At 58.7% G+C, this 18,211-nt stretch carries 15 protein-coding genes and 5 pseudogenes; 6 read left to right on the top strand and 14 right to left on the bottom strand.

Annotation, left to right across the window (positions count from 1 at the left end):
* Positions 1–132: 132 nt before the first annotated feature.
* The 4 genes and pseudogenes from NKI17_RS35510 to NKI17_RS35495 all read right to left on the bottom strand — a co-directional run bounded on the left by NKI17_RS35510 (position 133) and on the right by NKI17_RS35495 (position 2,548).
* Positions 133–702, bottom strand: a complete 570-nt coding sequence (locus tag NKI17_RS35510) for a hypothetical protein (protein WP_352907763.1) — start codon at positions 700–702, stop codon at positions 133–135.
* Positions 699–1,589, bottom strand: coding sequence for an integrase catalytic domain-containing protein (locus tag NKI17_RS35505; RefSeq protein WP_352907761.1), 891 nt, complete (start codon positions 1,587–1,589; stop codon positions 699–701). The genes NKI17_RS35510 and NKI17_RS35505 overlap by 4 nt, the downstream gene beginning before the upstream one ends.
* A 107-nt stretch (positions 1,590–1,696) precedes the next feature.
* A pseudogene (locus NKI17_RS35500) lies at positions 1,697–2,354 on the bottom strand (IS1380 family transposase); the annotation flags it as partial.
* 71 nt (positions 2,355–2,425) lie between these two features.
* Entirely contained in the window at positions 2,426–2,548 is a 123-nt protein-coding gene (locus tag NKI17_RS35495) for a hypothetical protein (RefSeq protein WP_352907759.1), read from the bottom strand.
* Between NKI17_RS35495 and NKI17_RS35490 the strand changes: the two genes are divergently transcribed.
* Entirely contained in the window at positions 2,507–2,923 is a 417-nt protein-coding gene (locus tag NKI17_RS35490; RefSeq protein ID WP_352907768.1) for a hypothetical protein, read from the top strand. The genes NKI17_RS35495 and NKI17_RS35490 overlap by 42 nt on opposite strands.
* On the opposite strand, the gene NKI17_RS35485 is transcribed toward NKI17_RS35490, so the two are convergent.
* Both NKI17_RS35485 and NKI17_RS35480 read right to left on the bottom strand, forming a co-directional pair.
* Positions 2,890–4,047, bottom strand: coding sequence for a M20 family metallopeptidase (locus NKI17_RS35485; protein ID WP_352907758.1), 1,158 nt, complete (start codon positions 4,045–4,047; stop codon positions 2,890–2,892). The genes NKI17_RS35490 and NKI17_RS35485 overlap by 34 nt on opposite strands.
* 162 nt (positions 4,048–4,209) lie before the next feature.
* Positions 4,210–4,913, bottom strand: a pseudogene (locus tag NKI17_RS35480) (IS6 family transposase).
* A 268-nt stretch (positions 4,914–5,181) separates the two neighbouring features.
* Here NKI17_RS35480 and NKI17_RS35475 point away from each other — a divergent pair.
* The 3 genes from NKI17_RS35475 to NKI17_RS35460 all read left to right on the top strand — a co-directional run bounded on the left by NKI17_RS35475 (position 5,182) and on the right by NKI17_RS35460 (position 9,131).
* Complete coding sequence (locus tag NKI17_RS35475; RefSeq protein WP_352907756.1) at positions 5,182–5,811, top strand: thioesterase domain-containing protein; 630 nt, start codon at positions 5,182–5,184, stop codon at positions 5,809–5,811.
* 365 nt (positions 5,812–6,176) lie between these two features.
* Complete coding sequence (locus NKI17_RS35470) at positions 6,177–7,424, top strand: ATP-grasp domain-containing protein (protein ID WP_352907755.1); 1,248 nt, start codon at positions 6,177–6,179, stop codon at positions 7,422–7,424.
* A 363-nt stretch (positions 7,425–7,787) separates the two neighbouring features.
* Positions 7,788–9,131 (top strand): MATE family efflux transporter, encoded by a 1,344-nt coding sequence (locus NKI17_RS35460; RefSeq protein ID WP_352907754.1) that lies wholly within the window; start codon positions 7,788–7,790, stop codon positions 9,129–9,131.
* Between the two features lie 457 nt (positions 9,132–9,588).
* Here NKI17_RS35460 and NKI17_RS35455 read toward each other — a convergent pair whose 3' ends face one another.
* The 5 genes from NKI17_RS35455 to NKI17_RS35435 are packed head-to-tail and all read right to left on the bottom strand — an operon-like array spanning position 9,589 to position 14,994.
* On the bottom strand, positions 9,589–10,569 hold the full coding sequence (locus NKI17_RS35455; protein WP_352907766.1) for an ABC transporter ATP-binding protein: 981 nt from the start codon (positions 10,567–10,569) through the stop codon (positions 9,589–9,591).
* Entirely contained in the window at positions 10,566–11,573 is a 1,008-nt protein-coding gene (locus NKI17_RS35450) for an ABC transporter ATP-binding protein (RefSeq protein WP_352907765.1), read from the bottom strand. The genes NKI17_RS35455 and NKI17_RS35450 overlap by 4 nt, the downstream gene beginning before the upstream one ends.
* A 1-nt stretch (position 11,574) precedes the next feature.
* Entirely contained in the window at positions 11,575–12,456 is an 882-nt protein-coding gene (locus NKI17_RS35445; RefSeq protein ID WP_352907753.1) for an ABC transporter permease, read from the bottom strand.
* Between the two features lies 1 nt (position 12,457).
* On the bottom strand, positions 12,458–13,399 hold the full coding sequence (locus tag NKI17_RS35440; protein ID WP_352907752.1) for an ABC transporter permease: 942 nt from the start codon (positions 13,397–13,399) through the stop codon (positions 12,458–12,460).
* Positions 13,399–14,994: an ABC transporter substrate-binding protein gene (locus NKI17_RS35435; protein WP_352907751.1), complete on the bottom strand. Its 1,596-nt coding sequence runs from the start codon at positions 14,992–14,994 to the stop codon at positions 13,399–13,401. The genes NKI17_RS35440 and NKI17_RS35435 overlap by 1 nt, the downstream gene beginning before the upstream one ends.
* Here NKI17_RS35435 and NKI17_RS35430 point away from each other — a divergent pair.
* On the top strand, positions 14,993–15,277 hold the full coding sequence (locus NKI17_RS35430; RefSeq protein ID WP_352907750.1) for a hypothetical protein: 285 nt from the start codon (positions 14,993–14,995) through the stop codon (positions 15,275–15,277). The two genes, NKI17_RS35435 and NKI17_RS35430, sit on opposite strands and share 2 nt — an antisense overlap.
* A gap of 293 nt (positions 15,278–15,570) precedes the next feature.
* On the opposite strand, the gene NKI17_RS35425 is transcribed toward NKI17_RS35430, so the two are convergent.
* Complete coding sequence (locus NKI17_RS35425) at positions 15,571–16,881, bottom strand: aminotransferase class I/II-fold pyridoxal phosphate-dependent enzyme (protein ID WP_352907749.1); 1,311 nt, start codon at positions 16,879–16,881, stop codon at positions 15,571–15,573.
* Between the two features lie 359 nt (positions 16,882–17,240).
* On the opposite strand from NKI17_RS35425, the pseudogene NKI17_RS35420 reads away from it, so the two are divergent.
* A pseudogene (locus NKI17_RS35420) lies at positions 17,241–17,384 on the top strand (transposase); the annotation flags it as partial.
* Between the two features lie 60 nt (positions 17,385–17,444).
* Here the strand turns inward: NKI17_RS35420 and NKI17_RS35415 are convergent.
* Both NKI17_RS35415 and NKI17_RS35410 read right to left on the bottom strand, forming a co-directional pair.
* A pseudogene (locus NKI17_RS35415) lies at positions 17,445–17,663 on the bottom strand (helix-turn-helix domain-containing protein); the annotation flags it as partial.
* A 187-nt stretch (positions 17,664–17,850) separates the two neighbouring features.
* Positions 17,851–18,071, bottom strand: a pseudogene (locus tag NKI17_RS35410) (IS110 family transposase); the annotation flags it as partial.
* Positions 18,072–18,211: the final 140 nt, after the last annotated feature.

Here is an 18,211-nt window from a genome sequence, read left to right as displayed (position 1 = left end):
GTAAAGCGGATGATGTGGGTCCATAACCCGGATCAGCTCACCCGATGATTCGTCAGACTCACCAGCAGGGATATTCCTGGATGCCTTCGTTGGACGGGATCGACTGGCGGCGGACAGTTGCGCCGGAACCGGTCACGCGCCCGGAATCCCTTCGAAGAGCTGCATGGCGTTGATGTTGGGGAATTCCTCCAATCGGCGACACGCGATCGGCCACGCGATGCGGAGCGCCTGGATGCGGCCTTGGCCAGGTTTGGCGTAGACCGGCTTTGGCTTCTCCGATGTCTTCGTGGGCGGTGCTGCGGTCGCGGGTGGGATCGCCAGCTTGGTTGCGGCGGACGGACTCGCAATGACCTTTTGGAGGCTTCGCAGATAAAGCGGTGGACGGATCTCGCCGGCGTGCCAGGCGCTTGATAGGCTTGCCGCGAATGCCGCCAGGTTAGGCGGCTCGGATGTCGCCGGGGACGGTATTTCGCCGTCAGCCAATGCTGCCAGGTGAGCCTGCACAGCACGCATTTCCTCGAGAAGTTTCAGCGGATCGAGCCCGGCGGCGATCTCGGTCAGCTTGGTCTTGGCGGCCAACGGGATACTCTCCGCCTGCAGCAGTCGATCACAGGGCGTCTGTGGCGGATGATAGCGCTTAGCCACCTTTGCGCCGTCGCGCCGCTTGGCAGCCAGCTTGAACGAGGGCTGGAAGAAGTTCACGAACAGCCTGGATGCTCCGTAGAGACGCGTGATCGCTCTGGCCGCTGGCAAGCCTTCGAAGCGCCGATAGCCGAAGAGCTGCGAATGACGGCGCCGTTTTTCTGCTCTATCCACGCCTGGTCGTTCTTGCGGTAAGGCCGCGAGCGGGTGAGTTCGATGCCGTGACCATGACAGTTGTTGACGAACTCGGTGCCGTTGTCCACGTCCTGGGCCGTCAGAGCAAAGGGCAAGCCCAGTCGGATACGCTCAAGTGTCTCGACCACGAGTGTGCCTTCTCGCACCACGATCTCCGTCCATCCGCTAGCGATATCGGTCAGAACCAGGCTCTGAACGTAGCTGCCGCGGTTGACCTCCCCGCAATGAGCCACCATGTCCATTTCCATGCTGCCGGGAACCGGCTCATTCCAGTCAGCAAAGGTGCGCATTTTGATTCGCCGCCGCGGCTCCGGCACAACTCTCAGCTTTTTCGTACGGCCCGTGCGCCTCGGCATCTGGAGCAAGCGGTCGATCGTGGCGCCGCTCATCGACAGGACTTTGTGGCGTATCTCCTCGTCGAACTTCAAGTGTCCATTGCGTTCCAACGCAGGCAGGAGAATAGGCAGCAATGCCTTCAGGCGCTTGCCGCAAACTCGATCAGACGCCTCCCACAGCACGATCAAGGCTCCTCTAGCGGCCTCATCATAAATCGAAGGCGGTTGACGAGACTGCCGACGCTTCGGCTTCGACGAGCTGTTCAACACACGGATTGCGGATTTTTCGTGATACCCTGTCGCCGCGATGAACTCCTCTAAGATCCTGCGCTTGTCCTTATTCGCTGCGGTCGCATAGCGATCCCGGACTGCATTGGCGAGTTCCATGCGCATGGCATGCGCCATCTTCGTCTTCATAATCCCTCGCTCATGGCGAAGGCATCATGCCGGAATGCGACTTCACAGGTAACATTTTTGGTGAGGCAACGAAGCCGATCGGTAACAATCTCCGTGAGGCAATGCGACATGCGCTGCACGAGACGACGCAGATGGCCGGATCTCCTTGCCCGCCGGGGTCTTGCCAGGTCGCAGGATCATGGCGACCGGGCGTCCTGTCGCGGCGTCGTAGATGTGGATCGGCACGAAGCAACGCTCGTCGTAGTGGGCGTTGAAGAGCGACAGCTGCTGATGGCCGTGAACGACATCGAGCCTAGCGTCGATGTCGAGCGTCACCATCTTGGGCGGCGCGGTATAGCTCGACAGCCACAGGTCGACCAGCACATCGCCGAGCCGGATGACGGTCTTGAGGTCGGGCAGGTTCTCCAGGCGCGAGCATGTCGGCTGCGAGCACAGGTCGAGCCCGCTGTCGGGCAACCGTCCGCAGGCGAGCTTGAAGGCCGGGTCGGTGCGCAGCCGGTCGAGATCGTTGCCATCCTCGTAGCCGCACGCGATCGCAAAGATGCGGGCGCGCAGAATGTCGGCCATGGCAATGCCTCACCCGCTGCGGGTGACGCGGATCGTGGATCGCAGCCGCAAGCCGGTCGGCCAGTCGCAAAGGCCGCTCGGCGGCGGCCAGAAGCATGACGCCGCCATCCGATGTGATGCGTCCGCCATCAAACGCAGCTGTGATCTTCTTGCGTCCGACGGCTGGAAAACACGCGGCGGCAACGTATCGTCGGTCATGGCGGGTGTGGCTCGCGAGATCTGGTGGAAGGGTTGACCTAAGCAACTGAATCCTACGCCAAATCAACCGCTTAAGCTACATCCGCCAGCCTCTCCAACACGCCGTTATGCATAAGACGGGCTAGGGAGTCCTCGATCTCGGTTGGGATATCTTGGACCAATTCCGCTCCAAGGCACACAGCGAGAAGCTGCATTCCGTTACAAATCCCAAGGATGGGTATCGATCGGATAGTGCTCCTTCAATCAAAGACTCGCTCGAAACTTGTCCGAGCCGGCTTCATAACGTAATCCTTGCGCGCATCCTGATGATAGAGCGCCAAGTCAATGTCGAACATGCCGCCGGTGATGAGGAGGCCGTCGATGGCATCGAGATAGTCGTCAACCTACTCACCGTACGGAAGAAGGAAAGGCAGACCGCCAGCCTGCGAGACGACGTCCGCGTAGTTTCGCCTGACGACGTATTCAGTTTCGGGAGCAGCAGTATCATTGATGTCCGGCGTGATGCCGATTCGCGGGAAGTGAGCCATCTCGATCCTTATGCTAACCAGGCTCGAGTGACGTCTTGGTAGATCTCAACGGCCTTTAGCACGTTCTCGATTGATACAAATTCATCGGGCTGTCCGCTCAGACCCAAGGAGCCGGGGCCAATAATCGCGAAAGGTACGGGCAAGCCATCTAAAAGAACGGTGCCATCGCTATAGTATGATACCCCTTTGATTTCTGGGGCGCGATTTCGATGACGTCCGCAAATTTCGATGCACAGCTTAACGAAGCTGTCATCTGGCTGGCTTTCCACTGCAGCCTTGAAATCCAAAACACTGATGGAGACGTCGTCGGGCGCGATCTCCGCCACTTTTGCTACGACTGCTTCATGATCCACACCGGGATGGAGCCGGATATCGAAATCGACTATACAGCGATCTGGTGTGAGGTTCACCGCTGAGCCGCCATGGATCCGACCAACGCGCACGGTTGGCTTGTCGAGAAGCGGGTGCTCCAGATATTCTAAGTCTAACGCATAAAGGCGAGTTAGAAACTCGTGAATGAGATCTATCGCATTCACGCCAGCCTCACCTGAGACATGGCCCAGTCTACCTATACCCGTTGCTCGTAGCCACAGCGCTGCCTTCTCGACGATCACGACGTCAAGATCACTCGGCTCTCCACAGAGGAACGCTCCTATTTCTTCTTTAAGGCCCCGCTCGACGAATCTGCGGGCTCCAAGCAAATTTGCACTTTCCCCTGCAGTGAACGCCAGGATCACGTCGCCCTTAAGCGCCTGGTGGGATCCCTGGGCCAGTTTGCCGGCAGCTGCGATCATAGCCGCGAGCGCGCTTTTCATATCAGTTGCGCCTCGTCCATAAAGCCGACCATTTTCGACCTCACCGGAAAACGGCCACCTTTGCCACGGCACGGTCCCAACCGGGACGGTATCCATGTGCGACGAAAGGACCAGAGCTGGCTTCTCACCGGTTCCACGGATCCTTCCTAAAACATTCGCTCTCCCTGGAAGAAATTCGTCCAACTCGGACTCAATGCCAAGTGCGAGCAATTCTTTGTGCACGAGTTTAGCGATCTCAATTTCGCCACCTGGCGGATCACAGCTATCAATTGCAACGATTTGCTGAAGGAATTGGATCGGATCGAAATCACTCTTACCCTCGCTGTTGGCTCGAGCACTAATAGTCGCCATAGGAGATCCTCTTACATTTTTAGTAGAGAATGGCGATTTTGACCCTTCAACTGAAACGCAAAAGCCTAATGAATTAATCGAGGAACTTCATGAATAAAGTAGTGCGTGGGCGATGTCACGTTGTCTGCATATACACGCGTTGAGACCTGCGGACCGCTGATATCAGCTGACCATGGCCACGGCTTTCCATTCCGCCATGGCCTGCAGGCGGTGAATATGTGTAGCGAGAGCGGAGCGTTTTGAGCGGGGCGGGACGAAGAGATTGCGCAGAGCCGAGAAGATCGAAACGAAGCGTTGCAATGCTCCTGGCGATCGGAAGCCTTGCATCATCCGCTCCCGTTTTCGCAGCGGCACATGTGCATTCTCCGCCCGGTTGTTCAATCCCTTGTGCGACCGATGCTCGATGTCCGGCATCACCTGTCGCCTGGCTGCTCCATAGGAGCGCAGCTTGTCGGTGATCATGCGCTTCGGCGCGACGCCTTGCTTCTTCAACAGCCGCGTCAGCAAGCGCTTGGCCGCCTTGGTGTTGCGGCGGTTCTGGACGATCTCGTCGAGCACATAGCCCTCCTGGTCGACGGCGCGCCACAACCAGTATTTCCTGCCGGCGATGGTGATAACGACCTCGTCCAGGTGCCAGACATCGTTTCGGCTGGGCTGCTTGCGGCGCAAGCGGCGAACGTAGTCCGGACCGAACTTGATGCCCCACCGGCGGATTGTCTCATACGAAACCACGATCCTGCCCTCCAGCAGCATTTCCTCGACCAGACGCAGGCTCAAGGGGACCTGTAGTAGAGCCAGACTGCATTGGCGATGATCTGCGGCGGGAAACGATGGCGCTTGTAGCTGACGGTTGCACGTCGGCGCATCGGTCAGGAAAAGTTTGGTTTTGCTGTTGATCGCGGCCAGCATTCGTTGAGCGCCTTAAGCGTCATCGATCATCGATCGCATCGTGCAGCTTACGGGAGAGAGATTGGCTGTCTCCCTGCTGCTGGAACACCAGACTCCAAGAGGGCTCGCAATAGCCCTCTCGAAGACCCGTGGAAGCGCGCGTCCGAACGATTGGTGCCGTTACAAACCGGCGGTTCACGGACGCCTCTGTTTTGCCCCCACCTTTTTGGGACCCTTTTGGGGGACATGTACACCTATGTACTCCTATATACGCCTCTTGCTAAGGCACTTGGCACGGAGCAGCCGCTCTTCGGCCTGCAGGCGCGCGGTCTGAATGGTGAGGCAAGACCTCACATGAGCATTCCGGAAATGGCGCGGGAATACGTAGAGGCTATCAAGAGCGTACAACCACGCCGCCCTTATCAACTCGTCGGCTTGTCCATGGGCGGTAGCATTGCTTGGGAAATGGGCTGCCAATTGCGCGATGCTGGTGACGAGGTAGCAATAGTTGGACTGCTCGATGCCAAAGCGCTTCACAAGGATGAAGAGCACACAAGCAGCCGGTACCATCGCTTGCTCGGCAACCGCCGTATTCCTAACTGGCTTAGCGAGCAAGCGGTCACATTGAGTGTCCTTTTTCCCGTGCTGGAGAAACATTGGCGAAGGCTGAAATCCATCAAACGTGAGTGTCAGGTCACGGCATTGCTGGATTTCGGGATGCAAGCAGGCAACGTACCCGAAATGGGCGAAACGCAGCTCAATAATATCCTGGCAGTTGCCGAGGCAAATAAAATTGCGCTCCGTGAATACGCCTCGGCTCAACGACAGCAGGTCCGTTCTTTTTGCAGCCAAGAAGGGGCTGCGCACATCAACTAATGAACCTAATGGCGATCTTGGGTGGAAGCAATTCGCGCGGGGATGCCTGGAAATTCATGAGGTGCCTGGTGACCATTACACGTTCGCTCCGGCTCATGTACGCGTCCTAGCAACGAAGCTCAAAGATTATCTCAATCGAAACGACTAAGCGACGGCACCAGCAGCGGATCGCAAAAGCGGGACAAGGGTCGGCGACCAAACTGTTGCAACAAATCCTTGAAGTAAATTTACAGAATCTTTGCGACTGAAAATCGCTGACAATGGTACCTTCACTACAAGGTCTGAGATCAGGCAAGGCTGAAAAAGCTTTCGCCGATGTACGCTAAGGACCGCCGCAAAGCACGCAACGTCGGAGTCAACGGCCAATGACAAGAAGAGCGCTCATCCTGCTTGAAGGTTCAAGGTATAATGGTCCGCTATACGTCCAAGCGGCTCGGCATCTTGGTCTTCATCCAATTGTCATGTCGGCTGATCCAACTCGGTACGACTATCTTGGGGCCGAAGGAATTGAGGCAATCCGTGTCGATACAGCCGATCTCGATGCGCTGATCCGCGAATGTTCTCGGCTACGTGCGACCTATGACATTGCTGGCATTACGTCCGTCGGGGACTCCTTCTATGCGACAGTTGGTAAGCTCTGCCAGCATTTCGATCTGCCGGGACCGAACCCCAAATCCATCGAACAATGCTGCGACAAGTTCAAGCAACGTCAGCTTCTCGAGGAAGCCGGCGTTCCGATACCTGCCTACCGCTTGGCAGCGGATGCAACGGAGGTGGAAAGCGCTGCCGAGGAGATCGGCCTGCCGGTGATTATCAAGCCAGCCGTGGGCAGCGGCAGTAGGGGAGTCCGATTGTGCCGCAACGTCAAAGAGTTGGCCGAACATACGGCCTATCTGTTCGGCGGAAAGCACGCATGGGTGTCTTCACCGAGGATACTCGTGGAAGGTTACGCAGAAGGCCCCTACTATAGCGCCGATATCATGGGAAATGAGGTTATTGCGATTTCCGGCGGTAACTTCGGCCCTCCACCGCATTTCGTGTATCATGAGTTCAGCTGTCCGGCCACGCTGACTGACGACGAGCAGGAGCGTATTGCTGATATTTCACAAAGCTGTTTGCGAGCTCTCGGCCTCGGCTGGGGGCCAACGGGCATTGAATTCCGGTGTACGCAGCGTGGCCCGGTCGTCATCGAAGTCAATCCGCGTCTTGCGGGTGGGACCGGTCCTCAACTGGTTCAACAGGCTTACGGCATCGATCTTGTTACCGAGCACATCAAGCTTGTCGTCGGCGAGGAATGGAATTTGCGCAGAAAGCATTCGCAGACTGCGGCCGTGCGGTTCCTAATTCCTGATCGCGATGGCACCCTTGATCGGATCGGTGGCGAGAGTCGGGCGGCTGCTGTACCAGGGGTCGCCGAGGTCAAGTTGTATATTGAACCCGAGACGCCGATCGTCAGGAAAGGCGATCCCCGAGATTGTGTCGGATATGTCATCGCCGCTTCACCCACCCATGCCCGGACAGAGGCGATACTTCAGCGTGCCGTCGACTTAATCGATTGGTCGATCACACCATTCCCGACCCCTGGCGAACAGGAACAACCTGCGGCCCCTTAAGAACTCCAGCACTTGTCCTCGGCGCAGCCTCTTGCGGGTCACCACTCGCCAGCCCATCCGGCACCGTGAACTTGAAACCGCAGCATAAAACGCAGCAATACGTCGTCGCACGCCCGACACCCCCGATCGAAACATTCCAGACACAAAGGCGTGAAGCAAACCGTCCGCCGCAAGATGGTGGTGCGATCGACCGAAATGCCTTGCTCGGCCATCTCTTCGAGACCGCGCAGTGTCTGAGATCATAGGCCAAGTACCAGCAAACATAAAAAAGATGACAGACCGGTCAACCTGGTGGCCCTTACACATCGCAACTCTCCGCATGCTGGCAATGAAGAGGTTGCAAGCCATCCAGTAGGAGTCGACATGCAACAGAAAGCGCCGCTGCTTGGCTCCAGGCCATTCCATGTCACCAACCGGCAGGTCTTGGCGATCGCGGTTCCCATGACGCTCGCATGCCTCACAACGCCGCTGCTCGGCATCGTCGACACGGCCGTGGTCGGCCAGTTCGGCGATGCCGCATTGCTTGGCGGTCTTGCGATCGGAGCCACCTTTTTCGATCTCGTCTTTGTGCCCTTCAATTTCCTGCGGTCCGGTACGTCCGGTCACATCGCCCAGGCTTTCGGGAGGGGCGATGCCCTGGAAGAGCGGGCAGCCTTCTGGCGCGCATTTGTTGTTGCCACTTTATCCGGCTTGGCCTTGGTCCTGCTTGCGCCACTGATCTCCGCGGTGGGCGAATGGTTCATGAACGCCGAACCGGCCCTGACCGCCGCGATGGATGTGTATGTCCGAGTCCGTCTTCTCTCGGCGCCCGCCGCGCTAATCAACTATGCAATCCTTGGCTATTTCCTAGGTCGCGGCGAGGCCGGCGTCGGACTTTGCCTGCAATTTCTCCTCAACGGGATGAATATCGCGCTATGCATCTTTCTGGGCCTTTATCTCGGATGGGGCGTCGCAGGCGTCGCCTGGGCAACGGTGTGCGGCGAAGTTGCCGCCGCGATAGCCGGTATGGCGGTCCTCTTAGGGCGCTTCAGGGCGCTGCCGAAAATGTCACCCCGGCATACGTTCGACATCGCCGCGATAAGGTGGATGCTTCACGTTAACGTCGGCATTATGATCCGTTCCTTGGTGGTCACGGGCGCATACATCCTATTCGCGCGGCAGGGCGCGCAGCTGGGCACACTGACTCTCGCTGCCAATGCGGTGCTGATGCATTTTGTAGACGTCGCATACTACTTCCTCGGCGGGTTCGAGAGCGCCGCCCAGCAGCTCGCCGGTCGTGCCATCGGCGCCCGTGATCAGCCGGCGTTCTTGCGTGCCCTCAGGCTGACCGCGGGCTGGGGATTCTCGCTTGCGGGATTCGCAAGCGTCCTCGCCTTCGCGTTCGGCGAACAACTCGTCGGCGTCATAACAAGTGCAGCGGACGTGCGCGCGGAGGCGATTGTCTATCTGCCTTGGGCGGCTTTCGCGGCACCGAGCGGCGTGCTGGCCTTCCAGATGAACGGTGTCTTCATCGGCGCCAGTTGGGCGCGCGACATGCGCAACGTGATGCTCATATCTTTCGCGGTCTTTAGCGCCGCTTTGTTCGCCTTCGGACAGATGTTCGGCAACCACGGACTCTGGGCCGCCTTTCACATTTTTCTGCTCGTGCGGGGGGTAAGCCTGCTGTCGATCATGCGTCGCCGTGTTCGCACCGCCTTCGTGGAATGATCGTCGATCGGCTAACTCTCATGTACCCTGTCAAGGCTGAAGGCGAGAGGGAGCAACTGCTTGGAGCGAGTGTGCAAACTAGGCGGATTGGCTAGTGCTGCACAGGGCCGCGAGCATTCTCCTGCAGCTTGGAAACTCGGGCGAGAGGGAGCACTCTACGATGCAGCAGTCCGCTGAAACTAGGACTACGATCGACGCCGTCGCGCATGAGCAGCGCGTCTATGAACACTCGAACCCGACCAGCAAACCTGGCAGGAGACTAAGCTCACTGCCGGGCCGGCACGCCTTGGGAGGTGGCGTAAGTCAGTATGCTCGCGCATCAGTTCCAACCGCATTCTTGCGCTCCGGCAGGATCTGGAGGGCATTGCAGACAGTAACATGAGGGCGGCTAGGATTCTCATGCGTATGCGTCAGAAACAGTGTGTCGAAGATTTGGCCGCCGCGGCCGGCGCCGGGATCAATCTGTGGCTGGAGCGCGTACATGACAGGCCACGATGCGGCCGTCTGCCATCGGCACCAAGGGCGGCACATCGATCCGGCAACGCTCTACCGCGAGCGGACAACGCGGGTGGAATGCGCATCCACTCGGCGGGTTGATCGGACTTGGTACCTCGCCCTCAAGGGATGCCTCCAGCCGAACTCGGGTGGGATCCGGCACCGGAGCCGCCGCGATCAGCGCCTCGGTGTAGGGATGGACCGGCTTGGCGAAGAGCGTCTCGCAGGGCGCGAGTTCCACGATCCGTCCCAAATACATGACTGCAACGCGATGGGCGATATGCTCGACGACGCCAAGGTCATGCGAGATGAAGACGAAAGCGATGCCCATCTGTTGCTGGAGATCCAAAAGCAGATTCAGAATCTGTGCCTGCACGGAGACATCAAGGGCTGACACCGCTTCGTCGGCGATGATGAGAGAGGGGTTGAGCGACAGGGCGCGTGCAATCCCGAGCCGCTGGCGCTGACCGCCCGACAATTCGGACGGGAGCCTGTGCATCATATCGGGCGACATTCCGACTTTTCGGAGAAGGTCCGCGGCGAGTGCCTGACGCTGCTTCCGGCTGAGACGCTCAAAGTTCTCGACGGGCTCGGTGATAATTTGCCCGGCGGTGAGGCGCGGGTTCAGCGACGAGTACGGATCCTGGAAGACCATCTGCATCCGCCGGCGCCAGGCGTGAAGCGCGTCCTTCTTGAGCCCCGCAATGTCGGTTCCGTCGATCAGCACGCGTCCACCCGTCGGCTCAACGAGCCGCATCAAGAGCCGCGCGATAGTCGACTTGCCGCAGCCGGATTCACCGACGACGCAAAGCGTCTCGCCCGCCTCAACGGAAAAGGATACATCCTCCACCGCCCGGATCACCGGAATGGTCTTCTTCAGGAATCCCGCACCGAGCGGATAATGCTTGGTCAGATTCTCGACTTTCAGCAAAGGACTACTCATGCGCCCATCACCTCGTCGGCGCGCCAGCAAGCTGCGGCGTGGCCCGGCCTGACATCACGCAGGGCGGGTGCCTTCTCGCGGCAAATGCCGATCGCGAACGGGCAGCGAGGAGCAAAGCTGCAGCCGACAAAGGGCTCGCGCAGACTTGGCACGATGCCGGGAATTTCCGGAAGGCGGCGCTGACGGCGGCGCCGCGGATCAGGCACCGATCGCATCAGGCCCTGAGTGTAGGGATGCGTGGGGCGCGCGAACAGATCGATTACGGTCGCTTGCTCAACGATCCGACCAGCATACATGACAATCACGCGTTGGCATGTCTCGGCGACAACCCCCAGATCATGCGTGATGAACATGACGGCCGTTCCCGTGCGCTCTTTCAGATCGACGATGAGCCGCAGGATCTGCGCCTGGATGGTGACGTCGAGCGCAGTGGTTGGCTCATCGGCGATCAATAATTCCGGCGAGCAGGCAAGAGCCATGGCGATCATGGCGCGCTGGCGCATACCGCCCGACATTTCATGCGGATAGTTGCTGACGCGCCGTTCCGGGTCCGCGATGCGGACGAGACGGAGCATCTCTTCGGCCTTTGCCATGGCCACCGAGCGTGACGCTTTCGTATGGATCTGCACCGCCTCGGCGATCTGGTGGCCGACCGTATAGACCGGGTTCAAGCTCGTCATCGGCTCCTGGAAGATCATGGCGATCTGGTCGCCGCGGATCTTTCGCATCTCTCGATCCGACAGCTCAAGGATATCGCGTCCGTGAAAGCGGACCTCGCCTCCGACGGTCCTGGCGGTCAGCTTCGGCAGCAGGCGAAGGATGGAGAGGGCGGTGACGCTCTTTCCGCATCCCGATTCGCCAACGACGCCGAGCGTCTCCCCTTTCTTGACCTGGAAGCTGATGCCGCTGAGCGCGCGGGTGACGCTATCTTCGCCGAAAAAATGCGTTTCCAGGTTTCGGACTTCGAGTAGCACGTCGTTCCCTGCGGTTTGATGCATCTGCATGCTATCGCCTCCGCTTCGCGCGGGGATCGAACAGGTCGCGAAGGCCATCCCCGACTAAGTTGACGGCAAGGACCGTGACAGCAAGGCAGATACCGGGCGCGAAGATCGTCATAGGAGCGATGGCAAGATACAGTCGCGAACTGGCGATCATGTTACCCCAGCTGGGGATCTCGGGCGGCACGCCCACGCCGAGGAAGCTCAAGCCCGCCTCAGTCAGGATCGCGCTGGCGCAGACAGCGGCGCCCTGGACCATCAGCGCGGGAATCGTGCTCGGGAGGATGTGCCGCCACAGCACCTTGGGCAGACGCGCACCGCCACAGACTGCGGCCTCCACATAGGCACGCTCGCGAACACCCAGAACCACCGAACGAACCAGCCGCGCGACGGCTGGCGTCTCGGGGATCGTGATGGCGACGATGAGGATGCCGATTCCGGGTCCTGTCAGAGAAATGAGCGCAATCGCCAGCAGAATCGTCGGGATCGACATCAGGCCGTCCATGACCCGCATGACGACGTTGTCGAAGCTGCGGCTGTAGCCGGCAATGACACCGATCAGGAGCCCAACAAGTGCCGCGCATGCCGCCGACATCAATCCGACCATGAGGGAGATGCGGGCACCGAAGATCGTTCGCGCAAACACATCCCGGCCCAGATTGTCGCTCCCAAACCACATTTCGGCGGAAGGCGGCTGGAGGCGCTTGAACGGATCAATGTTCACCGGATCGTCGGCGTAAAGTGGGGCAGCGAGCGCCAGAATGATCAGGAGCGCCAACAGGCCGCCGCCTGCAAGAACGAGCGGATGTTGCCTTGCCAGACCGGGAAGGTCGGATAGTCGCAGCCGGCCGATCGGCGCGGCTTCAACTGGTGCGGAGAGGAGGGTCATATCAGTACCGGATGCGCGGATCGATCAGCGTATAGGCCAGATCGACCGCGAGATTGATAAGGACGTACAGACCTGAAGTCAGGATGAGCACGCCTTGAATGATCGGATAGTCGCGTTTACTGATCGCATTGACGACCAGACGACCGATACCGGGTATGTTGAACACCGTTTCCGTCAGGACGACTCCGCCGATCAGATAAGCGAAGCTTATGCCGATGACGGTCAGGATCGGGACACCGGCATTCTTCAGGGCATGGTGAAAAAGCATGGCATAGGACGAAGCGCCTTTGGCAGCGGCCGTTCGAATATAGTCTTCCGACAAAACCTCGAGCATGCTCGCCCGCGTAACCCGGGCGATGGATGCAATGAAGCCAAGACTTAACGCCACGGTGGGCAGGACCAGATGCACGAACCATGGCCCGAGGCCCCGCTCGATCGGCAGGTATCCCTGAACCGGCAGCCAGTGTGTCTTGATGGCGAAGAAGTATATGAGGAAATAGCCGATGACAAAGACCGGGACGGAATAACCAAGTGCTGAAAAGGCCGCGAGGAGACGGTCGACGACCCCGCCAGTTCGCCACGCGGCAAGGATGCCGAAAGAGACCCCGACCGTCATCGAAACGATCATCGTCTGGATCGACAGCGAAAGGGTTGGTTCAAGCCGTTGCGAGATGAGCTCGAGGACCGGTCGTCCGGCAAAGATTGAGGTGCCGAAATCGCCGCCGAGCATGTCCCGCACCCAATGTATGAACTGAACCGGCATAGGATCGTTCAAGCCCAGCTGCTCGCGGATGCCGGCGATCATCTCCGCCGTGGCCGACCTGCCGGCGATGATCGCCGCCGGGTCGCCCGGCGCCAGCCTGAGAAGCAGGAAGACGAAGATCCCGACCATCACCATGACGGCGATGGTCGAAACCAATCTGCGGAGGATGTAGGCCGCCATTAGGCGGAGGCTTTCTGCATGTTCCACATCGGGAAACCGTACGCGCCGGGGACCTCGAGGAGGCCGGTAAGCGCCTTTCGGTGGGCAGTTGGCTGGACAGCGCGCCCCAGGAGAACGCCGCCGACGAAGTCCCACCAAACCCCTTGCATTTTGCGGGCCAGTGCCTGGCGCTCTTCGAGCGTGTCGACATCTGCCCATTTGGCCCGAAGAGCCTCGTATTCATCGTTCTTCGGCCAGCCGAACCAGGCCTCGTTCCCATTTGCGAGCAAGAAGGGAGCGCTGATCGGATTGGCGATACTGTAGTCAGAGATGAAGATGTTCCAGCCCCCATCCTCGATGGAGCCCTTGTTCGCCCGACGCTGGGTAAGCTCACTAAAGGTCATCGGCTCAAGTTCGGCGTTTGCCCCAATCTTGCGCAGCGTGTTCGCCAGAAGCTGCGAGGCATCGCTGGCCGCCGCCCAGTCTGTGGGTTGGACGATGACGATTTTCTCGCCGGCATATCCGGCTTCCTGGAAGAGTTGCCTGGCCTTTTCCGGAGCGCCACCCTTCTCGAACCATCCCGTATTCTCGTGGTTGGAATAGAGGGGACTGTTTCCAAATATCGAAGTCACGGTTTGGGTGTATCTCGGGTCGGGGTGCATGCGCAAGAAGGCCTCTTGGTCGATTAGGTGAAGCATCGCCTGGCGCGCCTTCACGTTGTCGAACGGCGGCTGCAGAAAATTCATGCGCACGAACAATGTACCGCCCGCCTTACTTAGAACGTGGAGTTCAAGATTGGGATCGCTTTCGATCACCGGGTAGAGATCGGCGGGTGGGTCCAAGACGAAATCAGTCTCACCTGCCTGTAAGGCAGCTAAAGCAGTCTGTTGATCGGCGATATTCTGCCAGACGACGCGATCAACCTTGACGACCTTTCCGCCGGCGAACCCGTCGGGCCGTTCCTGGCGGGGCACATAATTTTCATTGCGGTCGTACGTGAAGCTCGCGCCAGGCTTGGCTCGGGCGTCATTGAACCTGAACGGCCCGGATCCGATGTTCGAGGTCACCTGCTCGGTAGCGGGACGATTTGCATCTTTCTCCCGCATAATAGGTAGGTAGAGCCCCTCCACCAGCGCACCAAGTAGAATCCCCAGTGGCTCTTTAAGGGCGATCGCGAAGGTCTTCTCGTCCTGTTTCGAGATATCCTTGGCCCTGGCCATGATCAGTTTTCCACCTGCGTCCACCTGGCTCCAGCGTCGTATCGAGGCCACACAGTCCGCCGCAGTGACGGGGCCGCCGTCGTGAAAATTTAGGCCATCGCGAAGCTCGAAAGTGTAGGTCTTCTTGTCCTTGGAAACGTCCCAGTTCGCTACCATTTGCGGCTGCGGCGCAAGCTTAGAGTCAAGTGAGAACAGCGTGTCGTAAATCGCCAAGCTATGCATGCGTGTTATGTCAGCCGTCGATAGAATCGGATCGAAGACCGCAAGGTCCGACATCACCATCCGGACCGCCCGAGCGTCATCTGGCGATGCCTGTGCCCGAAGGACCGACGGCATTGATAACGCCGTTCCCGCGGCCACGCCTGCCTTAATCAAGTCGCGTCGAGTGATTGTCATGTTCTTTCCTCCTCCTTTGGCCCGCGACCTCCGGCATTGCGAGTGTGCTGATCACCAGACCCGTTTTCCGATGTTTTTTGCTGCAGCAAACAGTCATGCCAAAACAGTTGCCGCCCTCCAGCTCGAACTGCAGCCCTTGTTCGGGCTTCAGCGCTCACTGCGTTGGCAAGCCCAATTAGCCGGCGGAGAACCTTTGGGTAATTACATGACGTTTGATGCAACAAATTTACTGAGCGTGTCAATATTCTCAAAGCGTGAGCAAAGAAGACGATTGCAAACATGAGCATCCCTCGCGCAGGGCGACCATCGTACTTGATTGCAGCCAAGATCGGCTGGAGCAGGCGCTGAACGAGTGAGTAAAGAAGGCCGAGGTTGATGCGGGCACGTGGATCCGTGTGTGCCCACGGACATGGTCGCCCGGCTTGAAGGAGCCGCCCTGGGGCGTTCGGAGGGCCGCCTCATGGACGCTGGTGTCGCCCCCGGACATGACTCTTTTTGCGCGCTCGTGCACAAGGCGGGAGAACGCTACGTTGATCAAGGCTGGCCTCCTTCGGCGGAAGGCTGCGCTCTATAAAGTCACAGCGGGAGCCGACCTGGCGCGGCGGCGGCGTCGATATCATTTGGGGATGAGCCACGGGTAAGCACGGGTTTTTCGTAGCTCTGAATCTTGCTGCAGAGCCGCTCCAGGTCCGCCGGGTCGTGATCTGCGGTTAGACAGATTCGTATGCCCGCGTGGCCACGAGCGACCGTCGGAAAGAACGTGACGGATGTATAAAGGCCGTCATCTAGAAGACGCCCTGCGAAATCGATGGCCGCGAACTCGTCGCCCACCTTGATCATGCGAATTGGCAAAGGCGCGCTCCGCTGATCTGTATCGATGCGCTCGTCGAAGAAGGCGATGCGCTCCGCCAACTGACCTTGTCGAATCTTGAGTTCGCTCGTCCGGTGAATTTCCGCCGAGGCAAGGGCCGCGCCAACGGCTGCGAGGTTGGGCGAAGCCGAGAAGGCATATGGAATGGAGTAGCAGCGAAATAGCGCTTCCTGATCCGCCGTTCCAAGCATGAGCATGCCGCCCGACGCGCCGAAGCCCTTGCCAAGGGACGCCGCGACGATCGTGCGCTCACCGAGATCACGGGGCAATTGCGAGCGCGCAAACCCTTCACCTTTTTCGCCAAAGAGGGAAATTCCGTGCGCGTCATCAATGTATAGAAAAAGACCATACTTCTCTTGCAACTGGAGAAGCCCTTCGATCGGTGCGAAGCCGCCCATCGAATAGACACCATCGCACACATAGACGACGATTGGATGCTTGCGGCAAATCTGCTCCAAAGCATCGAGGTCATTATGAGGAATTGTCTCGACCTGCGCCTCCTCGGCTACGACTGCCTTGTGAAAAGCGAGCGAGGCATGGGCGAGACGGTCGAAGACCATGACAGGTCTCTGTCCCTCCGTTAGATGTCCGGAGGCGATGATTGGCAGCGCGCCCATATTGGCAACCATGACCGTTGAATAGGCAATGACGCGCGCCCCAAAGAGTTGGGAGAGCGTAACTTCAAGATCACCAATGAGTCCGAAATTCAGCCGCGTGCGTGCGCACGACCAATGGAGTGAGCCATATTCTTCCATTGCGGCGACCGCGCCGGCAACGATGGCCGGATGATTGTCGAGGCCGAGGTAGGAACAACGTACATAGTCGATGATAGTATTGCCTCGAGGGTTGCCTCCTGTGAGCGAGACCGCCCTTCCCTCTTCGGACCGGCCGTAAACCGCCATCAGACCGCGATGGTGAGCCGCTTCGAAATGCATCCGCGTCCGATCGATCAGTGAAGCGGTGTTGCGGAAAGGAGTGGCGCGGATCGTGCTTGCTGCGGATTCTACTACAGACATCAGGATTTCCTTTCATAAGTAATACCTTGACGAAACTCGGCTGCCGGATTCGCTGCGTTGCAGCTAATGATTACCCTTCGGGAAGGGTGAGTATACCGCGTATATTGTGACGATATATGATATTTTAAAAACTATTTGCTGGTGTTTATGAAGTTATTCCGTGTTTTCACAATTATTCAATAAACAAAGGTTGAGTTGGCGGGATCCGTCTGTATGGATGTGACAAAACTGTTCGCTAAATGGGTCAGAGTGAGGTGGACTTCGTAGCCGTGCCAACTAGAGGTTTCATGAGTACCGATCAGCGGCGATACGCTTTTTTGCGGATGGTCCGCGCGGGCGGGTTCAAGCCGCTGGAAGCCCCGCGTGTGGTCGGCATCGACGACTGAGCTTGGCGCAAGGGGCAGCGTTATGGGACGATAATCTGCGATTTGGAGCGCAACCGCGTCCTCAATCTGTTGCCGGATCGCCATGCCCACACGGTTGCCGTCTGGTTGGGACGTCAGGGCATCGAGCTTCGAACGCGACGGCTGGCCCTGCTTGCGCGCTTGTGTCTCGCCGGTCTTGCGATAGCGGCGATACCAACCTGCGGCCGTCGAAATTCCGATCCGGAAGCGCCGCGCCGCCTCCCGCGTCGAAACCCCGCCTTCAATGGCTGCAATCACGCGCCCCCGCGAAGGTCCGCGCTCAGGCTCCTCGTCATCCTCACCTCCTCGCAAATCACCGAGACAGTGAATCAGACAGGAACTATCGCGTGAAAGTGCCCCAAACCGCTCTGCGTTCATCGAAGATGCTCTAGAAATCTTTCCGCCGCGATTTGCACCCGTCATGCGGCCACACGGGCTTCAAAGGCGCTGCCCATTGAGCCGCAAATTACTGTAAACACGAGAAAAACAGCCGTTTATGGACGGGCACTCTAGACTAAGACTAGGATAGATCGCGCACCCCTTCATGCACCGCGTCTGGAACTCAAATTCCCTTCAATTCTCCGGCCCGCAGCAGCCGCGCCAGACTGACCGCATCGCGCCGGTTCGTCTTGACGCGCTCGCCCGGGCGCTTGGGGATCAGCGAGGGCGCAACGACATCGCAGCGCTGACCGAGCTCGACGGATCTGCCGGGTTAAGCCCGTAGCCGGTCGGGCCGGCTTCGTAACAGAAATGCAGGCGAGGATGCTTTTCTCCAGCTTGCGCACGATCACCGGGAGAGAAATTAAAAAAATGTTGCGTTAATGCGGGCTTTCGCTATTTTGTTGCAACAAAACGTCCGGCGGACGATGGTCCCGTTCATTTCCCGAGGAGAGTCTGATAATATGTTGCACGAAATCCCCGCGCCG

Origin of the sequence: Mesorhizobium sp. M0816 (genome assembly GCF_040320005.1) — a bacterium.
Classification (GTDB): domain Bacteria; phylum Pseudomonadota; class Alphaproteobacteria; order Rhizobiales; family Rhizobiaceae; genus Mesorhizobium.
This window is presented reverse-complemented; position numbering and strand designations above follow the sequence as displayed.